Annotated in this window: 24 protein-coding genes; 10 read left to right on the top strand and 14 right to left on the bottom strand. The window is 67.1% G+C overall.

The features are described 5' to 3' along the window. Nucleotides 1-30: 30 nt before the first annotated feature. Nucleotides 31-1,470, bottom strand: coding sequence for an FAD-binding oxidoreductase (locus AE618_RS00565; RefSeq protein WP_054207114.1), 1,440 nt, complete (start codon nucleotides 1,468-1,470; stop codon nucleotides 31-33). A gap of 249 nt (nucleotides 1,471-1,719) precedes the next feature. Between AE618_RS00565 and AE618_RS00560 the strand changes: the two genes are divergently transcribed. Further along, the gene (locus AE618_RS00560; RefSeq protein WP_054207113.1) at nucleotides 1,720-2,280 is read left to right on the top strand and encodes a thioesterase family protein; all 561 of its coding nucleotides are present in this window, start codon (nucleotides 1,720-1,722) and stop codon (nucleotides 2,278-2,280) included. Between the two features lie 20 nt (nucleotides 2,281-2,300). Here the strand turns inward: AE618_RS00560 and AE618_RS00555 are convergent, their stop codons facing one another. Then, complete coding sequence (locus AE618_RS00555) at nucleotides 2,301-3,095, bottom strand: ion transporter (RefSeq protein ID WP_054207112.1); 795 nt, start codon at nucleotides 3,093-3,095, stop codon at nucleotides 2,301-2,303. Nucleotides 3,096-3,224: 129 nt separating this feature from the next. Here AE618_RS00555 and AE618_RS00550 point away from each other — a divergent pair, with 129 nt between their 5' ends. Beyond that, the gene (locus AE618_RS00550; RefSeq protein ID WP_054207111.1) at nucleotides 3,225-3,506 is read left to right on the top strand and encodes a DUF427 domain-containing protein; all 282 of its coding nucleotides are present in this window, start codon (nucleotides 3,225-3,227) and stop codon (nucleotides 3,504-3,506) included. A gap of 19 nt (nucleotides 3,507-3,525) precedes the next feature. On the opposite strand, the gene AE618_RS00545 is transcribed toward AE618_RS00550, so the two are convergent. Then, complete coding sequence (locus AE618_RS00545; protein ID WP_054207275.1) at nucleotides 3,526-4,143, bottom strand: class I SAM-dependent methyltransferase; 618 nt, start codon at nucleotides 4,141-4,143, stop codon at nucleotides 3,526-3,528. A 44-nt stretch (nucleotides 4,144-4,187) separates the two neighbouring features. Then, complete coding sequence (locus AE618_RS00540; RefSeq protein ID WP_248310700.1) at nucleotides 4,188-5,471, bottom strand: DUF3419 family protein; 1,284 nt, start codon at nucleotides 5,469-5,471, stop codon at nucleotides 4,188-4,190. Nucleotides 5,472-5,685: 214 nt separating this feature from the next. Here AE618_RS00540 and msrB point away from each other — a divergent pair, with 214 nt between their 5' ends. Beyond that, nucleotides 5,686-6,111 (top strand): peptide-methionine (R)-S-oxide reductase MsrB, encoded by a 426-nt coding sequence (gene msrB / locus AE618_RS00535; RefSeq protein WP_248310708.1) that lies wholly within the window; start codon nucleotides 5,686-5,688, stop codon nucleotides 6,109-6,111. 217 nt (nucleotides 6,112-6,328) lie between these two features. Further along, the gene (locus AE618_RS00530) at nucleotides 6,329-8,707 is read left to right on the top strand and encodes an ATP-dependent helicase (RefSeq protein ID WP_054207110.1); all 2,379 of its coding nucleotides are present in this window, start codon (nucleotides 6,329-6,331) and stop codon (nucleotides 8,705-8,707) included. Between the two features lie 18 nt (nucleotides 8,708-8,725). On the opposite strand, the gene AE618_RS00525 is transcribed toward AE618_RS00530, so the two are convergent. Beyond that, nucleotides 8,726-9,052 (bottom strand): helix-turn-helix domain-containing protein, encoded by a 327-nt coding sequence (locus AE618_RS00525; protein WP_054207109.1) that lies wholly within the window; start codon nucleotides 9,050-9,052, stop codon nucleotides 8,726-8,728. Continuing rightward, complete coding sequence (locus tag AE618_RS00520; RefSeq protein ID WP_054207108.1) at nucleotides 9,049-9,432, bottom strand: type II toxin-antitoxin system RelE/ParE family toxin; 384 nt, start codon at nucleotides 9,430-9,432, stop codon at nucleotides 9,049-9,051. Before AE618_RS00520 ends, AE618_RS00525 begins: the two co-directional genes overlap by 4 nt. A gap of 71 nt (nucleotides 9,433-9,503) precedes the next feature. On the opposite strand from AE618_RS00520, the gene AE618_RS28350 reads away from it, so the two are divergent. Continuing rightward, nucleotides 9,504-9,674 (top strand): hypothetical protein, encoded by a 171-nt coding sequence (locus tag AE618_RS28350; protein WP_197280633.1) that lies wholly within the window; start codon nucleotides 9,504-9,506, stop codon nucleotides 9,672-9,674. A 154-nt stretch (nucleotides 9,675-9,828) separates the two neighbouring features. Here the strand turns inward: AE618_RS28350 and AE618_RS00515 are convergent, their stop codons facing one another. Continuing rightward, a complete protein-coding gene (locus tag AE618_RS00515; protein WP_054207272.1) occupies nucleotides 9,829-10,218 on the bottom strand; it encodes a winged helix-turn-helix transcriptional regulator in 390 nt (129 codons plus the stop codon). Nucleotides 10,219-10,366: 148 nt separating this feature from the next. Here AE618_RS00515 and AE618_RS00510 point away from each other — a divergent pair, with 148 nt between their 5' ends. Together AE618_RS00510 and AE618_RS00505 are read left to right on the top strand one after the other, a co-directional pair. Next, nucleotides 10,367-11,113, top strand: a complete 747-nt coding sequence (locus AE618_RS00510) for an SDR family oxidoreductase (protein WP_054207107.1) — start codon at nucleotides 10,367-10,369, stop codon at nucleotides 11,111-11,113. 90 nt (nucleotides 11,114-11,203) lie between these two features. Further along, nucleotides 11,204-12,151 carry a 50S ribosomal protein L11 methyltransferase gene (locus AE618_RS00505; protein WP_054207106.1) on the top strand — a complete coding sequence of 316 codons (948 nt, stop codon included), beginning with the start codon at nucleotides 11,204-11,206 and terminating at the stop codon, nucleotides 12,149-12,151. A 179-nt stretch (nucleotides 12,152-12,330) separates the two neighbouring features. Here the strand turns inward: AE618_RS00505 and AE618_RS29000 are convergent, their stop codons facing one another. Together AE618_RS29000 and AE618_RS00500 are read right to left on the bottom strand one after the other, a co-directional pair. Further along, nucleotides 12,331-12,459, bottom strand: a complete 129-nt coding sequence (locus tag AE618_RS29000; protein WP_282568478.1) for a hypothetical protein — start codon at nucleotides 12,457-12,459, stop codon at nucleotides 12,331-12,333. Between the two features lie 97 nt (nucleotides 12,460-12,556). Further along, nucleotides 12,557-12,808, bottom strand: a complete 252-nt coding sequence (locus tag AE618_RS00500; protein WP_054207105.1) for a hypothetical protein — start codon at nucleotides 12,806-12,808, stop codon at nucleotides 12,557-12,559. A gap of 307 nt (nucleotides 12,809-13,115) precedes the next feature. On the opposite strand from AE618_RS00500, the gene AE618_RS00495 reads away from it, so the two are divergent. After that, nucleotides 13,116-14,960: an aminopeptidase P family protein gene (locus tag AE618_RS00495; RefSeq protein WP_054207104.1), complete on the top strand. Its 1,845-nt coding sequence runs from the start codon at nucleotides 13,116-13,118 to the stop codon at nucleotides 14,958-14,960. Between the two features lie 255 nt (nucleotides 14,961-15,215). On the opposite strand, the gene AE618_RS00490 is transcribed toward AE618_RS00495, so the two are convergent. Genes AE618_RS00490 through AE618_RS00480 form a run of 3 tightly spaced genes read right to left on the bottom strand, consistent with a single transcriptional unit; the run spans nucleotide 15,216 to nucleotide 17,109 of the window. Next, nucleotides 15,216-15,515, bottom strand: a complete 300-nt coding sequence (locus tag AE618_RS00490; protein WP_054207103.1) for an AzlD family protein — start codon at nucleotides 15,513-15,515, stop codon at nucleotides 15,216-15,218. Then, complete coding sequence (locus AE618_RS00485) at nucleotides 15,512-16,198, bottom strand: AzlC family ABC transporter permease (protein WP_248310698.1); 687 nt, start codon at nucleotides 16,196-16,198, stop codon at nucleotides 15,512-15,514. The genes AE618_RS00490 and AE618_RS00485 overlap by 4 nt, the downstream gene beginning before the upstream one ends. Nucleotides 16,199-16,245: 47 nt before the next feature. Next, nucleotides 16,246-17,109, bottom strand: a complete 864-nt coding sequence (locus tag AE618_RS00480; protein ID WP_054207101.1) for an AraC family transcriptional regulator — start codon at nucleotides 17,107-17,109, stop codon at nucleotides 16,246-16,248. A gap of 146 nt (nucleotides 17,110-17,255) precedes the next feature. On the opposite strand from AE618_RS00480, the gene AE618_RS00475 reads away from it, so the two are divergent. Beyond that, a complete protein-coding gene (locus AE618_RS00475) occupies nucleotides 17,256-17,531 on the top strand; it encodes a hypothetical protein (RefSeq protein WP_054207100.1) in 276 nt (91 codons plus the stop codon). A gap of 60 nt (nucleotides 17,532-17,591) precedes the next feature. On the opposite strand, the gene ligA is transcribed toward AE618_RS00475, so the two are convergent. Beyond that, nucleotides 17,592-19,754 (bottom strand): NAD-dependent DNA ligase LigA, encoded by a 2,163-nt coding sequence (gene ligA, locus AE618_RS00470; protein WP_054207099.1) that lies wholly within the window; start codon nucleotides 19,752-19,754, stop codon nucleotides 17,592-17,594. 213 nt (nucleotides 19,755-19,967) lie between these two features. Between ligA and AE618_RS00465 the strand changes: the two genes are divergently transcribed. Next, nucleotides 19,968-20,771, top strand: coding sequence for a DUF2189 domain-containing protein (locus AE618_RS00465; protein WP_054207098.1), 804 nt, complete (start codon nucleotides 19,968-19,970; stop codon nucleotides 20,769-20,771). A 271-nt stretch (nucleotides 20,772-21,042) separates the two neighbouring features. Here the strand turns inward: AE618_RS00465 and AE618_RS00460 are convergent, their stop codons facing one another. Further along, the gene (locus AE618_RS00460; protein ID WP_082364886.1) at nucleotides 21,043-23,235 is read right to left on the bottom strand and encodes a DEAD/DEAH box helicase; all 2,193 of its coding nucleotides are present in this window, start codon (nucleotides 23,233-23,235) and stop codon (nucleotides 21,043-21,045) included. Nucleotides 23,236-23,737: the final 502 nt, after the last annotated feature.

Here is a 23,737-nt window from a genome sequence, read left to right as displayed (position 1 = left end):
GCAGACGCGCAGATCGCCTGGGTTCTTTCGTCAGAGCACGAGAATCTTGCCGGGGTTGAGAATGTTCTGCGGATCGAGAGCGCGCTTGAGCGTGCGCATCACCACCAGAGCCGACGCGCCATGCTCGGCTTCGAGGTACTTGATCTTCTTCTGGCCGACACCGTGCTCGCCAGTGCAGGTTCCGCCCATGGCGAGCGCCCGCTTGACCAGCCGCTCGATGAACGCCTCCGCGCGCGCCACCTCTTCGGGATCGGTCAGGTCGACCAGCGGCTGGGTGTGGAAATTGCCGTCGCCGACATGGCCGGCGATCGGCGCGATCAGCCCGCTCGCCTCGATGTCGCGCTTGGTCTCCTCGACACAATCGGCCAACTGGGAGATCGGCACGCAAACGTCGGTCGCGACCGATTCCACGCCCGGACGCAGCGCGCGCGCCGCCCAATAGGCGTCGTGGCGGGCCTGCCAGAGCTTGCTGCGGTCCTCGGCCTTGGTCGCCCACTCGAACGGCCCGCCGCCGAACTCGGCCGCGATCTCGCCGAAGCGCTCCGACTGCTCCTTCACGCTTGCCTCGGTGCCGTGGAACTCGACGAAGAGCATCACGGTCTCGGGCAGGCCGAGTTTGGAATGGATGTTGACGCCGCGGATCATCACCTCGTCGAGAAGCTCGATGCGCGCCACCGGCAGGCCGGATTGGATTGTGATGATCGTCGCGTCGCAGGCCGCCTTCACGGACGGGAACGGGCAGACGCCGGCCGAGATCGCTTCGGGGATGCCGTGCAGCTTCAGCGTAATCTCGGTGATGATCCCGAGTGTTCCCTCCGAGCCGACGAGCAGGCGCGTCAGGTCGTAGCCGGCCGAGGTCTTGCGAGCCCGCGTCGAGGTCTTGACGATCGAGCCGTCAGCCATCACCGCGGTCAGCGCCAGCACATTGTCCTTCATCGTGCCGTAGCGCACCGCATTGGTGCCCGAGGCGCGCGTCGCCGCCATGCCACCGATCGAGGCGTCGGCGCCGGGGTCGATCGGGAACATCAGGCCCTGGTCGCGCAGGTGCTCGTTCAACTCCTTGCGGGTGACCCCGGCCTGAACGACGCAATCGAGATCCTCGGCATGAACGGCAATGACCGCCTTCATCTGGCTCATGTCGATGCAGACGCCCCCGAACGGCGCATTCACATGGCCTTCCAGCGAGGTGCCCGTGCCGAAGGCGATGACTGGTACGCCATGCACGGCGCAGAGGCTGACGATGTCCGAGACCTCCTGCGTGCTCTGCGGAAACACCACGGCGTCCGGCGGCTGGTTTGGAATCCAGGTCAGCGTATGCCCGTGCTGCTGGCGCACCGCCAGGCTCGTCACCAGCCGGTTGCCGAAGGAGGCCGCAAGCGCGCGTGTCACGGCGTCGATCGACGTCGGCGAAGGCGGCAGCTTTGCGGCGGATGCGGGGGGCTCATGCAGGGCGGCGGCAGGCAAATTCATTGTCAACATCCGGTTCTGGCGCTTAGACTTGGAACAGTCCGGTTTCGCCAACAGTTGCGATACGGACACTGGCCGGTTCAAGGGTGTGCGATCTCCCCCTGGCCGGGCTGACGGCGAGCGGGATCGCAGTATGATAGACCATGCGGGAAGGCAAAGGGCAGCGGCAATGATGCGGTTTCGTATCGGCCGTCATGCCGCCATCGCAGGGAGCAATCCGCAATGGCGCAGCGCTGAACCAGGGAGGCGGCCATGAAAGACGACATCCGCGCCCCGGCGCTGTTCTTCGCACCGTTCGTCTCGTCTCCCATGCGGGTCGAGCCGCAATGGATCGACTATAACGGCCATCTCAACATGGCCTATTATCACGTCCTGTTCGACCGCGCGGCCGATGAGGTCTTCTCGCTGGTCGGCATCAACCAGAATTATCTCGACACGCGCCACTCCTCCACATTCGCGGCGGAATGCCATATTCTCTACAAGCGCGAGTTGACCGAGAGCGACCAGGTCCGCGTCACCGCCCAGCTGATTGCCTTCGACGAGAAGCGTCTGCATTACTATCTCGAAATGCGCCACGCGACCGAGGGCTGGCTTGCAGCCACCAGCGAGAACCTCGCGCTTCATGTCGATCTGACGAGCCGCAAGGTCTCTCCCTTCCCGGCCGACCTCCTCGCCAATCTCGCCCTGATGAAGGCCGCGCACAGCATGATGCCGCTGCCGTTGACGATCGGCCGGATCATCGGCATGCCGCAGAAGACCGCGATCACTGTCGAAAGCATGACCGGCGAGCGCGAGCCCGAGACGCGGCACTAAAACCGCGGCGAGCGCTCTTCTCAGTCCGGGTCCGGTATCCGCAGCTTGTGGCCGCAGGCCTTGCAATGCACGGCGTCGGGTTCATGGCGTTGCAATGCGCAGTCCGGGCAGGGAAACGTCACCTTCGTCGGCCGGAAGACCGCCTGCGCCAGCCGCACGAAAAGAGAGATTCCGACGATCATGACCGCGATGGAGGTCAGTTTGCCCGCGATCCCGGGCAGGACGATGTCGCCGAAGCCGGTCGTGGTCATCGTCGTGACCGTGAAATAGAAGGCATCGACATAGCCTTCCAGGCCGGTCCGCCCGGTGAAGAAGAAGGTGTAGATGAAGCCGGTGACGACGAAGAGGAACGTCGCGAGGTTGATCACCGCCTTGGCGGCGTCCTCCCATTGGCGAAAGGCCGTCTCGCGCAGCTGACCCCAGATCAGGCCGCGCTGGGACAGCGACCACAGCCTGAGGATGCGCAGGAAGCCGAAATTCTCGAGCGATTCCGGCGCCAGCAATGTCGCCAGGATGAACAGATCGAGGAGCATGGTCGGCTGACGAAGCAGCCGCAGCACGTTCGACGAGGCCAGCATCCGCGCCGCGATCTCGATCATCACGATGGCCGCGATCGTATAGTCGATCCAGAGGAAATCCGGCCGATCGCGGATCATCGGCGTTGCGATGAAAAAGGCGATGATCAGGAGATCGACGATCGCCGCCGCCATCTGGAAGCGCAGCGCGGCGGGCGAACGCCCGTGATAGAGCTGGCGAAGTCGGTCGCAAGCCCGCCCAAAACCGGCCTTCCCGTTCGTTTCGGCCTGTTCGCTCATGGCATCGGCGCTAGCACGGGGGCGGGCGAAGCGTCCAGCGCAACGCCCGACGGACCATCCCGCCTCTGGCAAGACGAAGGCCTTCACCCCATCTTCATGGCATCGATCCCCACCCCTCCGGAGCCCGCCATGGTCAAAGCTGTCTGGAACGATACGATCCTCGCCGAGTCCGACGACACCGTCATCGTCGAGGGAAACCACTACTTCCCGGCAGACGCCATCAAGGCCGAGCTGTTCAAGCCGAGCGACACCACCTCGGTCTGCGGCTGGAAGGGCACCGCCAACTACCATTCCGTCGTCGTCGACGGGAAGGAGAACCGGGATGCCGCCTGGTATTACGCCGATCCGAAATCGGCAGCCGCCAACATCAAGGGCCGGATCGCCTTCTGGAAGGGCGTCCAGGTCGGCTGAAGCCCGCTGAGCCCAGCGCTCAGGCCGCGCTGCGCAGCATCGCCAGCGCGGCATAGCCACGATAAAGCGCCTGTGTGCGAGCGCTGGTGCCGGCAGCCCCCGCGATATCGTCCAGCACCGCTGCGAGGTCGCGGCGCGGCGTGACGTGGAACAGCGCAAGCCAGCGGTTCAGCACGGCCTGAAACGGCGCGGGCAAGCCGCTCTGGTCGCCGAAATCGACGATATGCAGCTCACCGCCGGGCGAGAGACGGCGCAGCGCCTCCTCGACGACCGCCTGCCAGGGCGGGATCATCGACAGGGCGTAGGAGATCACGATCCGGTCGAAGCCGGCGCTGCCGAACAGCGCCACCGGCTCGAAGGCGGTCGCATCGGCCTGCTTCAGGGCGATACGGTCCGACAGCCCCGCCCGCTCGACGGATTGCCGCGCGGTCGCCAGCATTTCCGCGGAGACGTCGAGGCCGAAGCAAGGCCGGCCGGGATAGGCTCGCGCGATCTTGATCAGGTTGCGGCCGGTGCCGCAGCCGATCTCAAGGATGGTCCCGCACGGCGGCGGATCGAGGCGGGCGATCAGCTGGTCGCGGCCGAGCAGGTAGAACTTCCGGCTCGCGTCGTAGATGTGGCGCTGATGGCGATACATCGCGTCCATCAGCCCGGCCGCGCCGTGCTGATGCGAGGCGGCGCTCACGCCGCCGCCCCCGGCAGCACATAGAGATGGAAGCCGCCATAGATCGAGGAGCGGTCGCGCGCGCAGAGGGCCCGGCTTTGGACCTCGTCATAGCGCCATTGCTCGAGGATCTCGGCCGGCACGCGGCCCGGCAGCAGGCGCTCGTCGGCCGCCGTGCGGAAGATGACGCGGGCGCCAGGCCGGGCCGTGCGGGTGATCTGCCTCCACAGCGCCGTCAGATCGGCATCGTTCATCCAATCCTGCGCATCGAGCAGGACATAGGCGTCGCAGCTTTCGGCAGGCTGGCTTTCCAGAAAGGCCGTGACGGCGTTCTGGTGATAGGAGACGCGGCTCGCCCGCGCCTTCACCGCCTCGAAATTGACCCGCTGCAGATAGGGCGGCAGCGCAGCATCCGGCCCGGCCTCATAGCCGCGCCCGAAGGCCTGACGGGCGAAATAATTCGTCTTCAGGTCGAAGCCGCAGGCGAGACGCTCCAGCCGGTCGCGCAGCGCGCCGCGAATGCCGTCGGAGCCGTCGGCGGCCAGCGCCTTGTACTGCGCCGGCGGGATGCCAAGGCCGTAGAGCGAGGCCGGCTGGCGGATCAGCCAGCGCACGAACGCCTTGTCGAAGACGGGCGCGAGATGCCGCTCGAACAGCACCCGCTGCTCCGCGATGTCGCGCGCCTCCAGCATCCGGCGCGGATCGCAGCCGAGCGCGCGGCCGAGCAGGTGGCCGGCGCCGATGAAGCGCCCGAGCAGCCCGTAGCGATAGACATTGCGCGCGAACATGCCGATGCGCCGCCGCCCGTCGAGTCCGCGGCCTTCCCAGTAACCGCGGGAGGTGGCGTCAAGATGAGGCGCGATCTCGCGATCATACAGTGCGACATTGGCCTGCGACCGCGCTTCCCCAAAGAAGCGCAGGAAATCGTCGTGCCGGTCCATCCGGGCCAGCGCAGAGAGCTTCAGCTTGCCGAGCGCGATATGGGCGCCGTTGAGGTCGATCGCGCTGATCCTCGCGGGATCGGCGGTCAGATAGGACAGGACGTTGCAGGAGCCCGACGCGATCGCGACGACATGGTCCTCGGGCTGGAGGCGCAGCGCCTCCATGTCGACGACCGGGTCTTCCCAGATTTGCGGATAGACGAGCCCCGAAAAGGCCAGCGTGAACATCCGCTCCAGCAGGCCTGCCTTCGAGAGCGGCTTGTTGCGATGGACCGCGGTCGTCAGCCCCATGCTGGTCGTGCGCCGGACCGTCCGTGCCGTCTGCGTCACCTGCGTCACCTGGCCCTCGCCCGCCATCATTCGATGGCGAGCCGACTAGTGGAGTCGCGTGACGGTTGGGTGACGGCCCAGCTGCACCGGCAGGGACCGGGCGGTGCCGCCCGTGCCTGTGACGGGTGCCCCCGGAATCGTGACAGGGCTCCAGGCCGGCGCCCGCTGACATTCCATGACGGGATCGCCATATCCAGACAGACCGGCGCAGATGCGCTGCGGAAAGGAGAGCACGATGGGACTGATGAGCATGTTCGGCGGCGCAAAGGCACCCGAGGAGCACTTCCCCTATGAGCTGACCGACGCCGAATGGCGGGCGAAGCTCACGCCGGAGCAGTACCGCGTGCTGCGCGGCCATGGCACCGAGCGGCCTGGCTCCTGCGCCTTGAACTACGAAAAGCGCGCCGGCACCTTCTCCTGCATCGGCTGCGGCCAGCCCCTGTTCATTTCCGGCAAGAAGTTCGAGAGCGGCACCGGCTGGCCCAGTTTCGACCAGCCGCTGGCCGATGCCGTCGGCACGACCGAGGACCGCAAGTTCGGCATGGTCCGCACGGAGGTGCATTGCGCCAATTGCGGCGGCCATCTCGGCCATGTCTTTCCCGACGGCCCGCCCCCGACCGGCCTGCGCTACTGCATCAACGGCGTCGCGATGGATTTCGCGCCGGCGTAGGCCTGAGGCTGCCCTACGCGTCATTCTCGGGCGGAGCGAAGCGCAGACCCGAGAATCTCTGGCAATGCTCCGTGAGGGAACGTCACCGTCAAGGATGCTCGGGTCATCGCCCGAGCATGACGCCGGCTTCGCCCACCGCCGTTCACAGGCAAAGGGGCGCAATCGCGCCCGTCCCGCCCTATATTGACCGTGAACGAATCACGCACGAGCATCCCCGATCTTGTCCGACCCGAGCACCACCTCCGCCCCCCTGCCCCGCCCCGGCGGCCTCGCCGCGCGCGCAGCCGCCGTGCAGGCCGCAAGCTACCTTTCCGGGCTGAACCCGGAGCAGCGCCAGGCGGTCGAAGCCACCGACGGGCCGGTGCTCGTGCTGGCCGGCGCCGGCACCGGCAAGACCCGCGTGCTCACCACCCGCATCGCCCATCTGATCGCGACCAACCGCGCCTATCCCTCGCAGATCCTCTCCGTCACCTTCACCAACAAGGCGGCGCGCGAGATGAAGGAGCGTGTCGCCCATCTCGTCGGCGGCGTGGCCGAGGGCATGCCCTGGCTCGGCACCTTCCACTCGATCTCGGCCAAGATCCTGCGCCGCCACGCCGAGCTGCTCGATTTGCGCTCCGACTTCACCATCCTCGACACCGACGACCAGATCCGCCTGATGAAGCAGGTGATCGCGGCCGAGGGCATCGACGAAAAGCGCTGGCCCGGCCGGATGCTCGCGGGGTTCATCGACTCCTGGAAGAATCGCGGGCTGGCGCCCAAGGACGTCGCGCCGGGCGAGGCCGCCGTCTTCGCCAACGGCAAGGGCGGCAAGCTCTATGCCGCCTATCAGGACCGGCTGAAGAGCCTGAACGCCGTCGATTTCGGCGATCTCCTGCTGCACTGCCTGACGCTGTTTCGCGAGCATGCCGACGTGCTCGCAACCTATCACGAGCGCTTCCGCTACATCCTCGTCGACGAGTACCAGGACACCAACACCGCGCAGTATCTCTGGCTGCGCCTGCTCGCCCAGGGGAGGCGCAACATCGCCTGCGTCGGCGACGACGACCAGTCGATCTATGGCTGGCGCGGCGCCGAGGTCGACAATATCCTGCGCTTCGAGCACGATTTTCCAGGTGCCACCGTGGTCCGGCTGGAGCGCAACTATCGTTCGACCGGGCATATCCTCGCCACCGCCTCCAAGCTGATCGCCAAGAACGAGACCCGTCTTGGCAAGACCCTGCGCACCGAGGACGAGGCCGGCGAGAAGGTCACCATCACCGGCGCCTGGGACAGCCAGGAAGAGGCGCGCCTGATCACCGACGAGATCGAGGCGATGCAGTCGAAGGGCGACAATCTCTCGCAGATCGCCGTGCTGGTGCGCATCTCCGCTCAGATGCGCGAGCTAGAAGAGCGCTTCGTCCAGACCGGCGTGCCCTATCGCGTGATCGGCGGCCCGCGCTTCTACGAGCGCGCCGAAATCCGTGACGCCATGGCCTATCTGCGCTGCGTCGTCTCAGCCACCGACGATCTCGCCTTCGAGCGCATCGTCAACGTGCCCAAGCGCGGCCTCGGCGACGCCACTATCCAGATCCTGCACAACCACGCCCGCGCCAGCCAGCTCTCGCTGCTGCAATCGGCCCGCGCCATCGTCGAGAGCGACGAGCTCAAGCCCAAGGCGCGCACCGCGCTCCGCGAGCTGGTCGAGGCCTTCGGCCGCTGGTCGGGCAGAGCCGAGCACATGCCCCAGGGCGAGCTCGCCGAACTCGTGCTGGAGGAGAGCGGCTACACCGAGATGTGGCAGAAGGACCGTTCGGCCGACGCGGCCGGCCGGCTTGAAAACCTTAAGGAACTGGTGCGCTCGCTCGACGAGTTCCCCGACCTGCCAGCCTTCCTCGAACATGTCTCGCTGGTGATGGACGCCGACAATGGCGACGTGACCGAGCGCGTCTCGATCATGACGCTGCACGGTGCCAAGGGGCTGGAGTTCGACACGGTGTTCCTGCCCGGCTGGGAGGAAGGCCTCTTCCCCAACCAGCGCGCCCTCGACGAGAGCGGCCGCGCCGGCCTCGAAGAGGAACGCCGCCTCGCCCATGTCGGTCTGACCCGCGCCCGCAAGCGGCTGAAGCTCTACTTCGCCTCGAACCGCCGCATCCACGGCCTCTGGCAGTCCAACCTGCCCTCCCGCTTCATCGACGAACTCCCCGAGGAGCATGTCGAGGTCGTCCAGGCGGCGTCGAACTACAGCCAGGGCGGTTACGGCGCCTCGCGCTTCGACCGCATGGAAAGCTTCGGCTCCTCCTACAACACGCCGGGCTGGCAGCGCGCCCAGGAGAACAAGGCCAGGGGTGGCGGAGGCCAGGGCTTTTCCGAAAGCGGCAGCGGCTTCGGCGGCAGCAATTTTGGAGGCGCCCGCCAGCGCGGCCCGATGCTGATCGAAGGCGAGCTCACCGCCAAATCCTCAGGCTCATCGGCCTACGACACCGGTGCCCGCGTCTTCCACATCAAATTCGGCAACGGCTCCGTCGCATCCGTCGACGGCAACAAGCTGACGGTGGATTTCGACAAGGCCGGGCGGAAGATGGTGCTGGATAGCTTTGTGCAGAAGGCGGGGTAAGGAACGCTGACGTTCCCCTCACATGATCCCCTCCAGCCCCTTCCGTTTCACCAGATTTAGCAGCTTCAGCGACGCCCCGTCCGGCGTCTTCTCGCCGCGCTCCCACTTACTGATCGTGCCTTTGCTGACGTTCAGGTAATGGGCGAAGACCGGCTGCGAGATGCGCTCGCGTTCACGCAGGGACTTGATGTCGTCGGGTGCCAGTTTTTCGACCGGCGCGAGGCAGCTCGCGTCGAACTCCCGCATGGTTTCGCGGTCCAGCACGCCGGCTTTGTGAAGACCGCTCATGGTCTCATGGATGATGGCGAGCGTCTTGCTCGGCGCCCTCAGCGCTTTTTGTTTCATGACCTAACCCCGCAATCGATCTCGATGATCTCACCGGCAGCAATAGCCTTCTGGATCGCGGCCGGCGGCAATGACAGCGTCACCGCACTGGCTTGCTTCAACAGCGTCAGTTCAACGGCCGTGATGTTGTCTCGCTCGTTCCTCGCGAAGCCACGGATGAAGAACAGACTTGTTCCCACTCGAAACAGCACGATCGTCCGAAACCCTCCCGACCGGCCTTCGCCGTCCCGCGCCACCCGCTGTTTGACGACGCCTCCACCAAGGTCGGCATCGACACGTCCAGCCTCGATCTCCTGCGCCGCGCGGCAAAGCATGGCGTCGCTGATGCCCGCCTTGCGCGCGTAGCGTGCGAATGGTTTGAATTTGTATACGTCTCCCATGCCGTGAACACGGCCTCGCCCCTGCCTGTCTATAGCACCAAGAACCACGATTCAAAAGAGGTGATCGTCTGATGCACCACAAGCGCAAACGCCCCAAAAGCGCCCGCGCCGGCTGCCTTCTTTGCAAGCCGAACAAGGCCAATGGCTGCTGCGCCGATCACAAGAACATGCGCTACGGCAACCGGCGCCGCTATGAGCCAGGCCGCGATCAACTGCGCTGCGAAGGGATGAAAGCGCGGTAGGTCACCCCTCCCCGTCATCCCGGACAAGCCGCGCAGCGGCGCCGATCAGGGATCCATGCCTGAAGCCCTTCGGCAAGCGTTCGGGCATGGATTCCGGGTCTCCGCTTCGCTGCGCCCGGGATGACGGCGCGGTGCCGCACGCAACCGACATCCCTCACCGCCCCTCCCTCGCCTTGAACGCCGCCCGCGCCGCCTCGACCTGCGCGTGATAGGTCTCCGCCCAGACCCAGACCCCGCAGAACGCCGCCGTCAGTTCGCGCCCGATCTCCGTCATCGTGTACTCGACATGCGGCGGGATCACCGGATGGACCTTCCTCGTGATGAGGCCGTCGCATTCCATCTGCCGCAGCGTCTTGGTCAGCATCTTCTGGCTGATGCCCCCGACGATGCGGCCCACCTGCGTGAATCGCAGCGTACCGTGCTCCTCCAGCGCCTCCAGGATCAGCATGGTCCATTTGTCGGCGACCTGGCCGATGACGTCGCGCACCAGGGCATCGACCTCCGGACTGACCTCGATATGCATCAGCCCGCCTTGCGTCTGCATGGCCGCCACGGCTTCACGGATCGTCGGCATCGGACACTCTCCTTTTAGTGCGTATAGAACTTTCAAGTGCCTTCTTTCGTTTGGAGAGCATCGACCCTAGCTGTGTCCGGCGCAACCACGAAAGCGCGATCGCGAAAGGACACAAGCGATGAACATCACCGGCAACACCATTCTCATCACCGGCGGCGGCTCGGGCATCGGCCGGGGCCTCGCCGAGGCGCTGCAGGCCAAGGGCAACACCATCATCATCGCCGGCCGCCGCGAGCGCGTGCTCGACGAGGTCACGCAGGCCAATCCCGGCATGGAGTCGATGCTGCTCGACATCCAGGACGGCGCCGATATCGCGGCCTTCGCGAGGCAGGCCATCGAGCGCTTTCCGGCGCTCAATGTCGTCATCAACAATGCCGGCATCATGCGGCCGGAGCAGCGGATCGACCTGCCCACCGCCGAGGAGACGATCGCGACCAATCTGCTCGGCCCGATCCGTCTGACCGCGGCGCTGCTGCCGCATCTGCTGGCGCAGCCGCGCGCCTCGCTCGTCACGGTCTCGTCGGGGCTGGCCTTCGTCCCGCTGGCCGCGACCCCGACCTACTCCGCCACCAAGGCGGCGATCCACTCCTGGTCGATGGCCCTGCGCCATCAGCTCAAGGACAGCCCGGTCGAGGTCATCGAGATCGCGCCGCCTTACGTGCAGACCGAGCTTCTCGGCCCGCAGCAGGCGGTCGATCCCGATGCCATGCCGCTCGCCGCCTTCATCGACGAGGTGATGGCGATCCTCGAAGCCGCCCCCGCCTCGGGAGAGGTCATCGTCGAGCGCTGCAAGCCGCTGCGCTTCGCGGCGGAGAACGGACAGCTCGAGACCCTGTTCGGAGCCCTGGCCTCGCGCGAATACTGAGGACCCGTGATGGGAGGGTGAGCCCCGCCATCACAGCCTCCCCCGCCGGCGGGTCATGACAACCGCCGGCGGGCCTGCTAAGCGCAGCCCATGCGTGAAGGTCTTCTGCCATCGACGGTCGCGACCGTCCTCGAACTCTCCACCTCGGGCGAAAAGGCGCGCGCGCTGACCGAGCTTCTGGGCGAGGTCTTCGACCCCACGGAAACCGCGATCTCGGCCTTCGAGATCGAGACCGGCGTGACCACGCTCTCGCTGAACGCGCCGTGGAAGGTCGAGATCTATTTCGCTACCCATCCCGACGAGGAGGCCGTGCGCGACATGCTCCGGCCGATCGTCGGCGATGTCGTCGACACCACGCCCTTCGCCACGGTCAACCAGCAGGACTGGGTCGCGGCGAGCCTGGACGGGCTGCAGCCGGTGCGCGCCGGGCGGGTCCTCGTCCATGGCGAGCATGACCGGAAGGCCGTGCGCGTCAACGATGTCGGCATCGAGATTCCAGCCGCGCTCGCCTTCGGGACAGGCCATCACGGCACCACGGCGGGCTGCCTGCTGGCGCTCGACGCCGAGCTGAAGCGCCGTCGCCCGCGCCACGCCATCGATGTCGGCACCGGCACGGGCATCCTCGCCTTGGCGCTGGCCAAGCAGATCAAGCGCAAGGTCGTCGCCGGCGATATCGACGCCGTTGCGGTCGAGGTCGCCGCGCACAACGCCCGCGTCAACCATGCGCCCCATGGGCTCGATCTCTACGTCGCGCCGGGCCTGCGCCACGGCAAGGCGAACCGGCCCGGGCATTTCGACCTGGTCTTCGCCAACATCCTGGCCGGCCCGCTGAAGCGTCTCGCGCCGTCGATCGCACGCGCGCTCTCGGACGACGGCACCGTCATCCTCTCGGGCCTGCTCGCAATGGACGTTGCCGGCGTCGTCTCGACCTACCGGCATCAGGGCCTGTATCTCGCCCGCCAGTCGCTGCGCGAGGGCTGGGCGACACTGGTCATGAAAAAAGGCGGCGCAGCCCCAAGGCCACGCCACCTTCGATAATTGCCACGCCACCTTCGATAGATTCGATAGGCACTCGGCAGGATGCGATCCTGCGTCAGGCCGAGTCGGATGGCGTGGCTTTCGAGAACCGGAGCGGAGCGGACATCAAGTCCCTGAGCACCGGAAGCGCAGAGAGCCGCGTCAGGCGACCGGCATGGCGCGGGAGCGCGCCTGACGGATCAGAAGCCGAGATGACCGTACTTGGCTTCGGCGTCGGCCTGCATCGAGCGGGCGTCGTGCCAGACGGCGGACGCGAAAGCGGCGGCATCGGCGACAGTTTCAACGATATGCTTGATGATGGCGATCATGATGGTTGTCCTGTGTGTTCCGCGCGGCTCAAGCCTGCGGTGGATTTTCAGAAGAGAACCCTGCGCGTTTCGCCGCGCAGGTCCGGCAGGCGAAGGCTCAGCGGTTGAACGGCAGCGCGACGTCGGTGGAGATCGTCGCGGCCGACAGGCCACCCAGAACCGTCTCCGACTCATTGAGCAGGAAGGAGTGGGCACGCAGCTCGCGAAGCGCCGAGCGGCGGCGGCTCTCGATCATCGCAGCGTAGAGGCGCTGCCAGAAACCCGGACCATTGGTGGCGGACGCGGTCTTGGCGGTCTTGGTCACCTCGGTCGCGGACAGGACGGAGGCATCGTTCAGCACATAGGTCATGGGGATCCATCTCCTCAATTGAAACGAAGGACAGTCCCGGTCGCTTCCTCGTTCTCTTATGAGACCAAAGTGGTATCATTTCGCACTTGCGAGAAGAGGATTTCGCAGATGCGTGATATGCACTCAAAGCATGCATACGGCCGCATTTCGTTAACGATCGCTAAATTCGCATAGCAATGAGGCACACCGCCTGATTTCGGTGCGCGGCAGGCTGCCCTGGAAAGCAGGTCGGAATCCCATTTCGGACTGGCATTTGAACGCGGCAGCCGCGACGATGGCGGATATCGCCCTAGAGCCGGACTGTCCGATGCCGCAATCGCCTGCCTCACGCCTCCCCGCCTGCCGCTTCCAGTCTTTCTCCGAGCCCAGCGACCCGGCGGAGGTCGCGCCCCGGATCGCCGCATTGCGGCAAGCACTGGCCCGGCAGGGTCTGGCAGGCTTCATCGTGCCGCGTGCCGACGAGCATCAGGGCGAATATGTGCCGGGCCACATGGCCCGCCTCGCCTGGCTGACCGGCTTCACCGGCTCGGCTGGCAACGCCGTCGTGCTGGCAGAGAAGGCGGCGCTGATCGTCGATGGCCGCTACACCATCCAGTCCGCCGAACAGACCGATACGGCCGTGGTGACGCCGACCCGGATGGAGGAGACGCCGCTCGACCGCTGGATCGAGCAGAACCTGCCCCCCGGCGGACGCCTTGGCTACGACCCCTGGCTGCACACGGTCGATGCCGTCGCGAAGCTCGAGAAGGCGGCGGCGGCCGCCGGCGGCACGCTCGTCGCGGTCGGCCAAAACCCGATCGATGCGCTCTGGAGCGACCGGCCGGCGCCGCCGACCGCGCCGGTCAAGGCGCATCGCACCGATCTCGCCGGCGAGGATACGCAGAGCAAGCTCGCCCGCATCCAGGACGCGCTCGGCAAGGCGAAGGTCGATGCGCTCGTCATCTCGGACCCGCACGCATTGGCCTGGACCTTCAACATCCGCGGCGGCGATATCGAGCACACCCCGCTGCCGCTGGGCTATGCCATCGTTCCGCGCGAAGGCAGGCCGACGGTATTCCTCGCACCCGAAAAGGTGACCAACGAGGCCGGCGACGCCATCGGCGCGGTCGGCGAGATCGCGCCGCCCGCCGCGCTGGAGGCCCAGCTCGCCGCCTTGGGTGCAGCCGGCGCCAGGGTCCGCCTCGATGCCACCACCGCCGCATCCGCGCTGGCCACGCTGATCCGCGACGCCGGCGGCACGCCCGATTCCGGCACCGACCCGATCGCGCTGATGAAGGCGCGCAAGAACGAGACGGAACTCGCCGGCACGCGCGCCGCCCATCTGCGCGACGGCGCCGCCATGGTGCGCTTCCTGACCTGGCTGGCGCGCGAGGCTCCGGGCGGACAGCTCACCGAGATCGACACCGTCGCCGCGCTCGAAGCCGAGCGGGCCAGGACTGGACTTCTGAAGGACGTCTCCTTCACCACCATCGCCGGCGCCGGCCCCAACGCGGCGCTGCCGCATTACCGCGTCACGCAGGCCAGCAACCGCAGGGTCGAACCGGGCATCTTGCTGGTCGATTCAGGCGGGCAGTATGAGGACGGCACCACCGACATCACCCGAACCATGGCGATCGGCGAGCCCAGCGACGAGATGCGCGACCGCTACACCCGCGTGCTCAAGGGCCATATCGCGATCTCGCGTGCCGTCTTCGTCAAGGGCACCTCGGGCGCGCAGCTCGATGCACTGGCGCGTTTGCCGCTTTGGCAGGCAGGGCTCGATTTCGACCATGGCACCGGCCACGGCGTCGGCAGCTATCTCTCGGTGCATGAGGGGCCGCAGCGCATCTCAAAGCTCGGCACCACGCCGCTGGAGCCCGGCATGATCCTCTCTAACGAGCCCGGCTATTACAAGGAGGGCGAATACGGCATCCGCATCGAGAACCTGATCGTGGTCGAGGAGCGCATCATCCCCGGCGGCGACCGCACCATTTATGGCTTCGAGACGATCACCTGGTGCCCCTATGAGCGGGCGCTGATCGAGCTGAAGCTTCTCGACGAGGGCGAAATCGCCTGGATCAACGCCTATCACGCCCAGGTCTGGGGCAATCTCGCATCGCTGGTCGAAGGCGAGGCGAAGGACTGGCTGGAGAAGGCGTGCCTCCCCTTGTGAGGCTTTCAGCGACCTCTCGCACGGCCAAGCTCAAGCCAAGGCATGCAACCAGGGAATACCGTGCATAAGATCGATCGTTTGTCGCGCGCCCGTCACATGGCAAAGATTATGCATCGGCTCCAACGAGGAGATGCCTTATGCAAGACATGCCACGGGACGCCCGAATGTTCTTCGCCGCCTTCGCCATCGCGGCAGCGGGCTTGTGGTGCTGGCTCGGCGGCATGATCTGACGCAGCGCCCCTCCGCCACGCGCCTCTAGATCAGCGCCCTGAACCCCACCACCGCCACGACTCCGACCGCGACCACCCCCAGCAGCGGCAGCCGTGTCGCGGCCAGCGCTGCGAGCGCAGCCGCTGCCGTTTCGGCCCAGCCGGTCGCGAGTGCGCTCGGCGCGATCACAGCAATCAGAACGGCTGGCGGGATTGCGTCGAAAGCAGCCTGAGCGCGCGGCGACAGGTCGAGCCGCCCGGCCAGCGCCAGGCCTGCGATGCGGGTCGCATAGGTCGCGATCGCCATGCCGAGGATGGCGAGCAGGGTCTGGGCATCGAGCGTCATCGCTGGAGGGGCTCCGGCTTGGAGGGCTCCGGCGTGGCGCCGCCCGCCGCGATCCAGGCTGCGCCCAGGCCGCAGAGCGCACCTGCCAGCACATGCCAGGGCGGACCGATGAGGCGATAGGTCAGCGCCGAGGCCGTTCCGGCAGCCGCTACCGTCCAGAACGTCACGCGCCCCTTCCAGAAGGCCGCGACGAGCGCGATGAACAGGGCGGTGAAGGCGAAATCGGCGCCGAAGCGGCGGGGATCGCCAAGCGCCGCTCCGACCACCGCGCCCAGCGTCGATGTCGCGATCCAGCAGGCTACGAAGGGCACCACCATGCCGAACCAATAGGCCGGCGTCAGCGCATGGGTGCGGGCCCGCTTCTCGGCCAGCGCCCAGTTCTCGTCGGCCATGTAGTAGAGGCCGACCAGCGTCTGCATCCGCGAGAAGCCTTGCAGCTTGGGAACCAGCGAGGCGCTCATCAGCACATGGCGCGCATTGATCAGAAGCGTCGAAAAGACCAGCGCACTAACCGGCGCCGGCGTCGCCCAGAGCTCGATGGCGGCGAACTGCGCGCCGCCCGCGAAGACCAGTGTGCTCATCAGCATGGTTTCCAGTGGCGAAAGCCCCTTGCCGGCGGCGAGCGCGCCGAACAGCAGGCCGATCGGGACGGCCGCCAGCATGGCCGGCCAGATGTCGCTCAAGCCCCGCCGGGCATCGTCTCGCAAGGAGGACATCGGAAAGCAGGCCTTCAGGAGAGATGGGCGGCGCGGAAGGCGCCCGGCGTGACGCCAAGCCTTGCCTTGAAGGCACGCGTCAGATGGGCCTGGTCGCAGAAGCCGGTCGCGGCCGCGACCTCGCCTGGTGTCTCGCCCCGGCGCAGCCGGTCGCGGGCGCGCCGCACCCGCACATCGACCAGGAAGGCGTGGGGCGTCAGCCCGGTTTCGCGGCGGAAGACGCGGATCAGATGGTGGCGCGGCAGGCCAGCCGCCCGGGCGAGGTCGCTGAGCGCGAGATCCTGTTCATGGCAGGCCTCGATCAGGGCCTTGACCACAGAGACGGGCCCGCCCTCCCGACCAACCGCGCAGACGGTCAGATCGGCATGGCGACCCAGCATCCAGGCATAGGCGCGCAGCAGCGCCTCCTCGCCGGCCAAGCCGTCGCTGCCGGTTTCGACGAGGCGATGCGCTGCGCCAAACAGCGCCGCCCCCTCGGGATCGCGCGTGACCGGCTCGCGGAAGAAGGGGGTACCGCGCGCGTCACGTCCCGTCAGCGAGGCGGCGAGCTCCTGCAGCAGCGCCACGGTGGGATAGCTCATCCGGTAGCGATAGCCGCCTTCGCTGGGCGCGCCGTCATGCACGTCGAGCGGCTGGTTCATCACGATATCGCCGGCGCCCGCATAGAGCTTCCGGCCACGCGCATGCCAGACCTCGCAGCCGACCTCGATCGTGCCGATCGCGTAGGTATCGTGGGCATGCGGCGCATATGCATGGGTGCGGAAGGTCGCGGCCAGGAATTCCAGCCCGTCGAACCGGCGGCTGGCGAAGAGATACGCACGTTCCCCCGCCTTCAGCGGTGTCTCGGCGAGCGCCTGTTCCTGACTGATCAGTTCCATGGCGAGAGGTTAAACGCGATCGCGGCCGGGCTGTCTTGAAGAAAAGTGATGGTTCCGATCACCAGCCCAAGGCGGAACAATCCGGAGGGCACGGACGTTTGAGAACGGGGCTGCGAAGCGGCTCACCTCAACGAAAGATCTCCACCATGACCATCCGTCCCATCGCCTATCTCTTCGCCGCCGCTCTTCTCGCACTGCCCGTCGCAGCCAGCGCCCAGGGCGTTCCGCGGGGCGCGCAAACCGGCGCCCGCGTCGGCAATGAGGCCGCCGGCCCGGTCGGCGGTGCGGTCGGCGGTGTCGTCGGTGGTGTAACCGGCGGCGTTGTCGGTGGCGTCAAGGGCGTCCTCGGCGTGCCGCAGCGGACCGCGGTGCGCACCAAGCACCATCGCCGCCACTACAACCGCCATCACACCAACCGCTGAGCCTGCTCCAGCGCTGAACAGCCGCCGGTTTCGACCGGCGGCTTTTTCATGCGCCCATTCTCACGCGCCCACGAGATCGAACCAGCCGGCCTCGTCGATCACCTCGACGCCGTGTTTCTGGGCATCCTTCAGCTTCGAGCCCGCACCAGGTCCGGCCACCAGCAGGTCGGTCTTCGACGAGACCGATCCGGCAACCTTCGCACCCAACCGCTCGGCCATCGCCTTGGCCTCGTCGCGCGTCATGCGCTCGAGCGCGCCGGTGAAGACGACGATCTTGCCGGCGACGGGACTTGCGGAGGCCACCGCCTCCAGCGGCTGCGGCACAACCTGGTCCAACAGCCGGTCGAGCAGTTCCTGATTATGCGGCTCGCCGAAGAACTGCGTCAGCGCCTCGACCACCGTCGGCCCGACGCCGTCGATCGAATCGAGTTCCTGATGCTCAGGCGAGGCCTCGTCGGCCGCCGCGATGCCGGCGCTGCGAATGGCATCGAACGAGCCGTAATGCCGCGCCAGCAGCCGCGCATTGGTTTCGCCGATATGGCGGATACCGAGCCCGAAGACGAAACGGTTGAGCGGCGGCCTGCGCCTGTCCTCGATCGCCGCGAACAGCTTCGCCACGCTCTGCGCGCCGAAGCCTTCCTTGTCCTTGAGCTTCTTGAGGTTGCCGGCATCGCGCGCTGCCAGCATGAAGATGTCGGCTGGCTCCTTCACGGGCAGGTCGGGATCGCCGTGGAAGAACTCGATCTGCTTGTCGCCAAGCCCGTCGATATCCAGCGCATCGCGTGAGACGAAATGCTTGAGCCGCTCGACCGCCTGCGCCGGGCAGATCAGCCCGCCCGTGCAGCGGCGCACCGCATCCTCCTTGCCCGAGCGCGGATTCATCTCCCGCGTCGCATGGCTCCCGCAGGCCGGGCACAGCATTGGGAACTCATAAGGCCTGGCATCCGCCGGCCGCTTGGACAGATCCACCGCCGCGACGCGCGGGATCACGTCGCCGGCGCGCTTCACCGTCACCGTGTCGCCGACGCGGATATCGGGCGGCTCGCCGTCGCGGATGCGCTCGCCCTTGGAATCAAAGCCGCGGATGTAATCCTCGTTATGCAGCGTCGCATTGGTGACGACGACGCCACCCACCGTCACCGGCTGCAACCGCGCCACGGGAGACAAGGCACCCGTGCGCCCGACCTGGATCTCGATCGCCTCCAGCACCGTCGTCGCCAGTTCGGCGGGAAATTTGTGCGCGATCGCCCAGCGCGGGGCACGCGAGACGAAGCCGAGCCTCGCCTGCAGCGCGAGATCATCGACCTTGTAGACCACGCCGTCGATGTCGTAGCCGAGCGAGGCGCGCCGGCTCTCGATGAGCCGGTAGCGCTCCAGCAGCGCCTCGACGGTCTCGCAGCGCAGCATCAGCGGATTGGTGCGGAAACCCCAGCGGCGGAAGGCCTCGACCACCCCGGACTGCGTCTGCGCCGGCAGCACCGGCATCTCGCCCCAGGCATAGGCGAAGAAGCGCAGCGGCCGCGAGGCGGTGATGGATGCGTCGAGCTGGCGCAGCGAGCCCGCCGCCGCATTGCGCGGATTGGCGAATTCGGGAAGGCCCTTCTCGCGCTGGCGCTCGTTGATGCCCGCGAAATCGGCGTGGCCGAGATAGACCTCGCCGCGCACCTCGGCGATCTCCGGCACATCCTCGCCAGAAAGCGTCTTCGGGATCTCGGAATCGGCGATGGTGCGGACATTGAGCGTGACGTTCTCGCCCTCCTCGCCGTCGCCGCGCGTCGCGGCGGAAACGAGCTCGCCCTTCTCATAGCGCAGCGACAGCGACAGCCCGTCGATCTTCGGCTCGGCGGTGAAGGCAATGGGCTCGTCCTCCTTGCGGCCGAGGAAGCGATGGACGCGCTGGGCGAACTCCGCGACAGCCTCATCCGTAAAGGCATTGTCGAGCGACAGCATCGGCACGCGATGCCGGATCTTGGCAAATTTGCCCGATGGCCTGGCCCCGACCTTGCCGCTGACCGAACCCGCCGTCTTGAGGTCGGGAAACACCTCTTCGATCGCGTCCAGCCTGCGCTTCAATGCATCGAAGGCCGCGTCGTCCATCGTCGGCGCGTCGTTCTGGTGATAGGCGATATTGGCCGCCTCGACCTGCGCGGCGAGACGCTTGTGCTCGACCTTGGCCTGGCGGGCTGTCAGATCGGCGACGGGGTTTTGCTCGGACTCGCTCATGGGTTTTTCATAAGCGACAGGCCGGTGTCGTGGAAGGTCAGGAACTCACCGCACGAACCGATCGCGCATTCGTTTTTTCGCGGCGTGCGACAAACCGGCCATTCGCGCGTATGATGGCCTCGCTGAACATTGGAAGCTCGACGCCTCAGGCCGTTGACCCAAGGATCGCGTCAAGGACCAGGGCGAACCGGGCCAGAACCGGGAGACAACGCCATGGCCGACATCGGCAGCCATCTCGACGACCACACACACGGCGCTGCGCCCGCACTGCCGCGCATCCACACCATCACGACCCGCGATCTGCGCGACGCGCTGCGGCGCGGCTGGGAGGACTTCAAGGCGCAGCCGAGCCATCTCGCCTTCATCGCACTGATCTATCCGATCGCCGGCGTGCTGCTGGCGCATCTGACGGTGAGCTACAACATCTTTCCCCTGCTGTTTCCGCTGCTCGGCGGTTTCGCTCTGCTCGGCCCCTTCGCGGCGATCGGCCTCTACGAGATAAGCCGCCGGCGCGAACGCGGCCTCGACTCGTCCTGGGAACACGCCTTCGCCTTGCTGCGCTCGCCAGCAATCGGGCAGATCGCCCTGCTCGGTGCGATGCTGACCGGGCTCTTCCTCGCCTGGCTATTTTCGGCTTGGCTGATCTATCGCGGCATGCTCGCCCTGCCGGCAGATGTCTCCACCGCCGACTTCCTGCGCACGCTCTTCACCACCTTCGACGGCTGGCTGATGGTCGTGGTCGGCAACTCCGTCGGCCTTCTCTTCGCGATCCTGGCCTTCTCGATCTCGGTGGTCGCCTTCCCGCAGATCATCGACCGGCGCGTCGATGTCGCGACCGCGGTACGGACCTCGATCGCCGCCGTCGAGCACAACCCGCGCGTCATGATGATCTGGGGCCTGATGGTGACCGGCCTGCTCGTGCTGGGCTGCCTGCCGATGCTGGTCGGGCTGATCGTCGTCATGCCGGTTCTTGGCCACGCGACCTGGCATCTCTACCGCAAGGTCGTCGACGGCTGAACGGCCGACGATCCCTCAAGCGGGAACATTCTCCGCCAAGCCCGGTTCACTGACCGTCAGGGATGTCCCTGGCGGCACGCGTCTCGCGCGTGACCGGGCTTGATCGTTTGCAGCGGGCCTTCAGGCCCGCCCATCGTGTGGGGGCTGTTCCATGAACAACATCATTTACATTATCGGCCTGATTGTCGTCGTACTGGCCATCCTGTCCTTCCTCGGCCTGCGCTGAGCAAGACGAGGCAGGACCCCGCACGACGACCAAGCCGCGCTTGTCTCAGCGCGGCTTCTTGCCCTTGAACGGCGGCTTGCCCGCGAAAGACTTGCCGGCGCCAGACTTGCCGGCTCCAAAGGGCTTCGGCGCATAGGGCTTCTTTTCGCCATAGGGCTTGTCACCAGCCGGCTTGTCGTAGCGCGGCTTCGGGCCCGAGCGGAACGAGACATTGGGGTCTGACAGCGCATCACGGTCGCTGCGCACGGGATCATAGGCTTTCGCGGCGCCGAAGGGCTTGGATTTGCCCTCATAGGCCTTCTTCTTGCCCTCATAGGGCTTCTTCTCAGCGCCCTCGTAAGGCTTCGCATCGGGCCTGGCTTCGTAGGGCTTCGGCTCATAGGCCTTCTTGGCGTAGGGCTTCTTGTCCCCGCCCTCATAGGGCTTCTTCTCGTACGGCTTCTTTTCGTAGGGCTTCTTTTCGTAAGCCCGGGCCGGACGCGCATCGCCGTCGCGCTCGGGCTTGGCGTAAGCTGCCGGCGCGTGGCTCGCCTTCTCCGCGAAGGGCTTGGCCGGACGACGCTCGTCCTCGCCGGTCACCGGCTCGATCACGATCTTGTCGCGGTCGACGGCCTTGGCCAGCTCGTAGAAGCGCTCGGCGACATCGGCGTCGATCTCGACCTTGGTCTCCTTGTCGAAGATGCGGATCGCGCCGACCTCGTCGCGGGTGATCTTGCCGCGACGGCAGATCATCGGCAGCAGCTGGCGCGGATCGGCGCCGTCCTTGCGGCCGATATTGAGGCGGAACCACACCGTATCGCCGCGCGGACCTGATTTGTGGCGCGGGCCGTCCGAGCGCGGGCTGTCCTCGCGGTTCTCGCCGAAGCGCGCGCCCTCGCGCGGAGCATAGTCGTCGCGGCTGCGCGTCGGGCGGCTGTCGCGCGCGAAATTGGGGTCACCAACCTCCTCGGAGGCCGGCAGACGGGCGCGGTAGATCCGCACCAGCGCGGCGGCGATCTCGTTGACCGAGCGGCCGGCAATCAGCGCCTCGACCATCGCGGCATCGACCTCGCCGGGCTCGCCGGTCAGGATCGGGTCGTTCAGCAGCCGCTCCTTGTCGAGTGCGCGGATTTCGTCCTGCGTCGGCGGGCCGGCCCAGACGGCCTCGACCTTGGCTTCCGCCAGCAGCATCTCGGCCTTGCGGCGGCGCGACGGCGGCACAAGAAGCACGCTCGTGCCCTTGTTGCCGGCGCGGCCGGTGCGGCCGGAGCGATGCTGCATCACTTCGGGATCGTTGGGCAGTTCGGCATGGATGACCAGCGTCAGGCCCGGCAGATCGATGCCGCGGGCGGCGACGTCGGTGGCGACGCAGACGCGCGCCCGGCCGTCGCGCAGCGCTTGCAGCGCCGAATTCCGCTCGCTCTGGGAAAGCTCGCCCGACAGCGCCACGGCGGCGAAACCGCGCTCGAGCAGGATCGCCTCGAGATGGCGCACGGAGTTGCGGGTGTTGCAGAACACCAGCGCGGTCGGCGAATCGTGGAACCGCAGCAGGTTGACGACGGCGAGTTCTGCTTCCTTCGGATACACGCGGATGGCGCGGTACTCGATGTCGGCATGGCCGCCTGGCGTGCCGGCGACCTCGATGCGCAGCGCGTTGCGCTGGTAGTTGGTCGCGAGCTGGATGATCGCCTTCGGCAGCGTCGCCGAGAACAGCAGGCTCTGGCGCTCGGGCGGCGTCGTCTTCAGGATGAATTCGAGATCGTCGCGGAAGCCGAGATCGAGCATCTCGTCGGCCTCGTCGAGCACGACGGCGCGCAGCGCAGAGACGTCGAGGCGATGGCGCTCGATATGGTCGCGCAGGCGGCCGGGCGTGCCGACGACGATGTGGGCGCCCTCATCGAGCAGGGCGGCCTCGCGGCGCGGGTCCATGCCGCCGACGCAGGCGATGATGCGGGCATTGGCGTGCTTGTAGAGCCAGGCGAGCTCGCGCTGGACCTGGAGCGCCAGTTCGCGCGTCGGCGCGATGATCAAAGCGAGCGGCTGGCCGCCTCGGCCGAAAGCCTCGGCCTCGCCCAGCAGGGTCGAGCCGATGGCCAGGCCATAGGCGACGGTCTTGCCGGAGCCGGTCTGCGACGAGACGAGCAGGTCGCGCCCGGCGGCCGCCGGCTCCAGCACGGCGCTCTGCACCGGCGTCGGATCGGAATAGTTGCGTTCGGCGAGCGCCCGCGCGAGCGGCGCACTCGAGGTCAGAAAGGACATGGATAAACGGGCCTAAAGGTTACGGCGCGAGATCGGAATGACGGCGCAGGATGTCGGCGATGGGCGTGGTCGCAGCCATCGATTGCAGCGGCTCATAGCGCAAATGGCGACGGAAAGAAACCGTGGTGGCAAGGTGGGTCTATCGGGGTCGTTCCCTTCGACTGTCGCGCAGCGTTTCGAGCTCCTGCCTTCTCCCTCCCCCCGCTTGCGGTGGGGAGGGCTGGGGTGGGGGGCAGTGCCGCTCGACGAGACGATGACGGACAAAGCTCCGGCTTTCCGGCCCCCCCCCCCCCCCCCCCCCCCCCCCCCCCCGGGGGGGGGGGGGGGGGGTGGGCTGTAACCACCCCCCCCCCCCCCCCCCCCCGCGCCCCCCCCCCGCCACAGGCGGCGCGGCGGGCTCCCCCCCCCCCCGCGGGGGGGGGGGGGGGGGGGGGGGGGGGGTGTTGTGGGGGGGGTGGGGGGGGGGGGGGGGGGGGCCGCCCGGCGGGGGGGGGCGGGGGGG

It is taken from the genome of Allobosea vaviloviae (genome assembly GCF_001298265.1).
Lineage (GTDB): Bacteria > Pseudomonadota > Alphaproteobacteria > Rhizobiales > Beijerinckiaceae > Allobosea > Allobosea vaviloviae_B.
The sequence above is the reverse complement of the archived record's forward strand: the minus strand, read 5'-3'. Positions and strand labels throughout refer to the sequence as shown.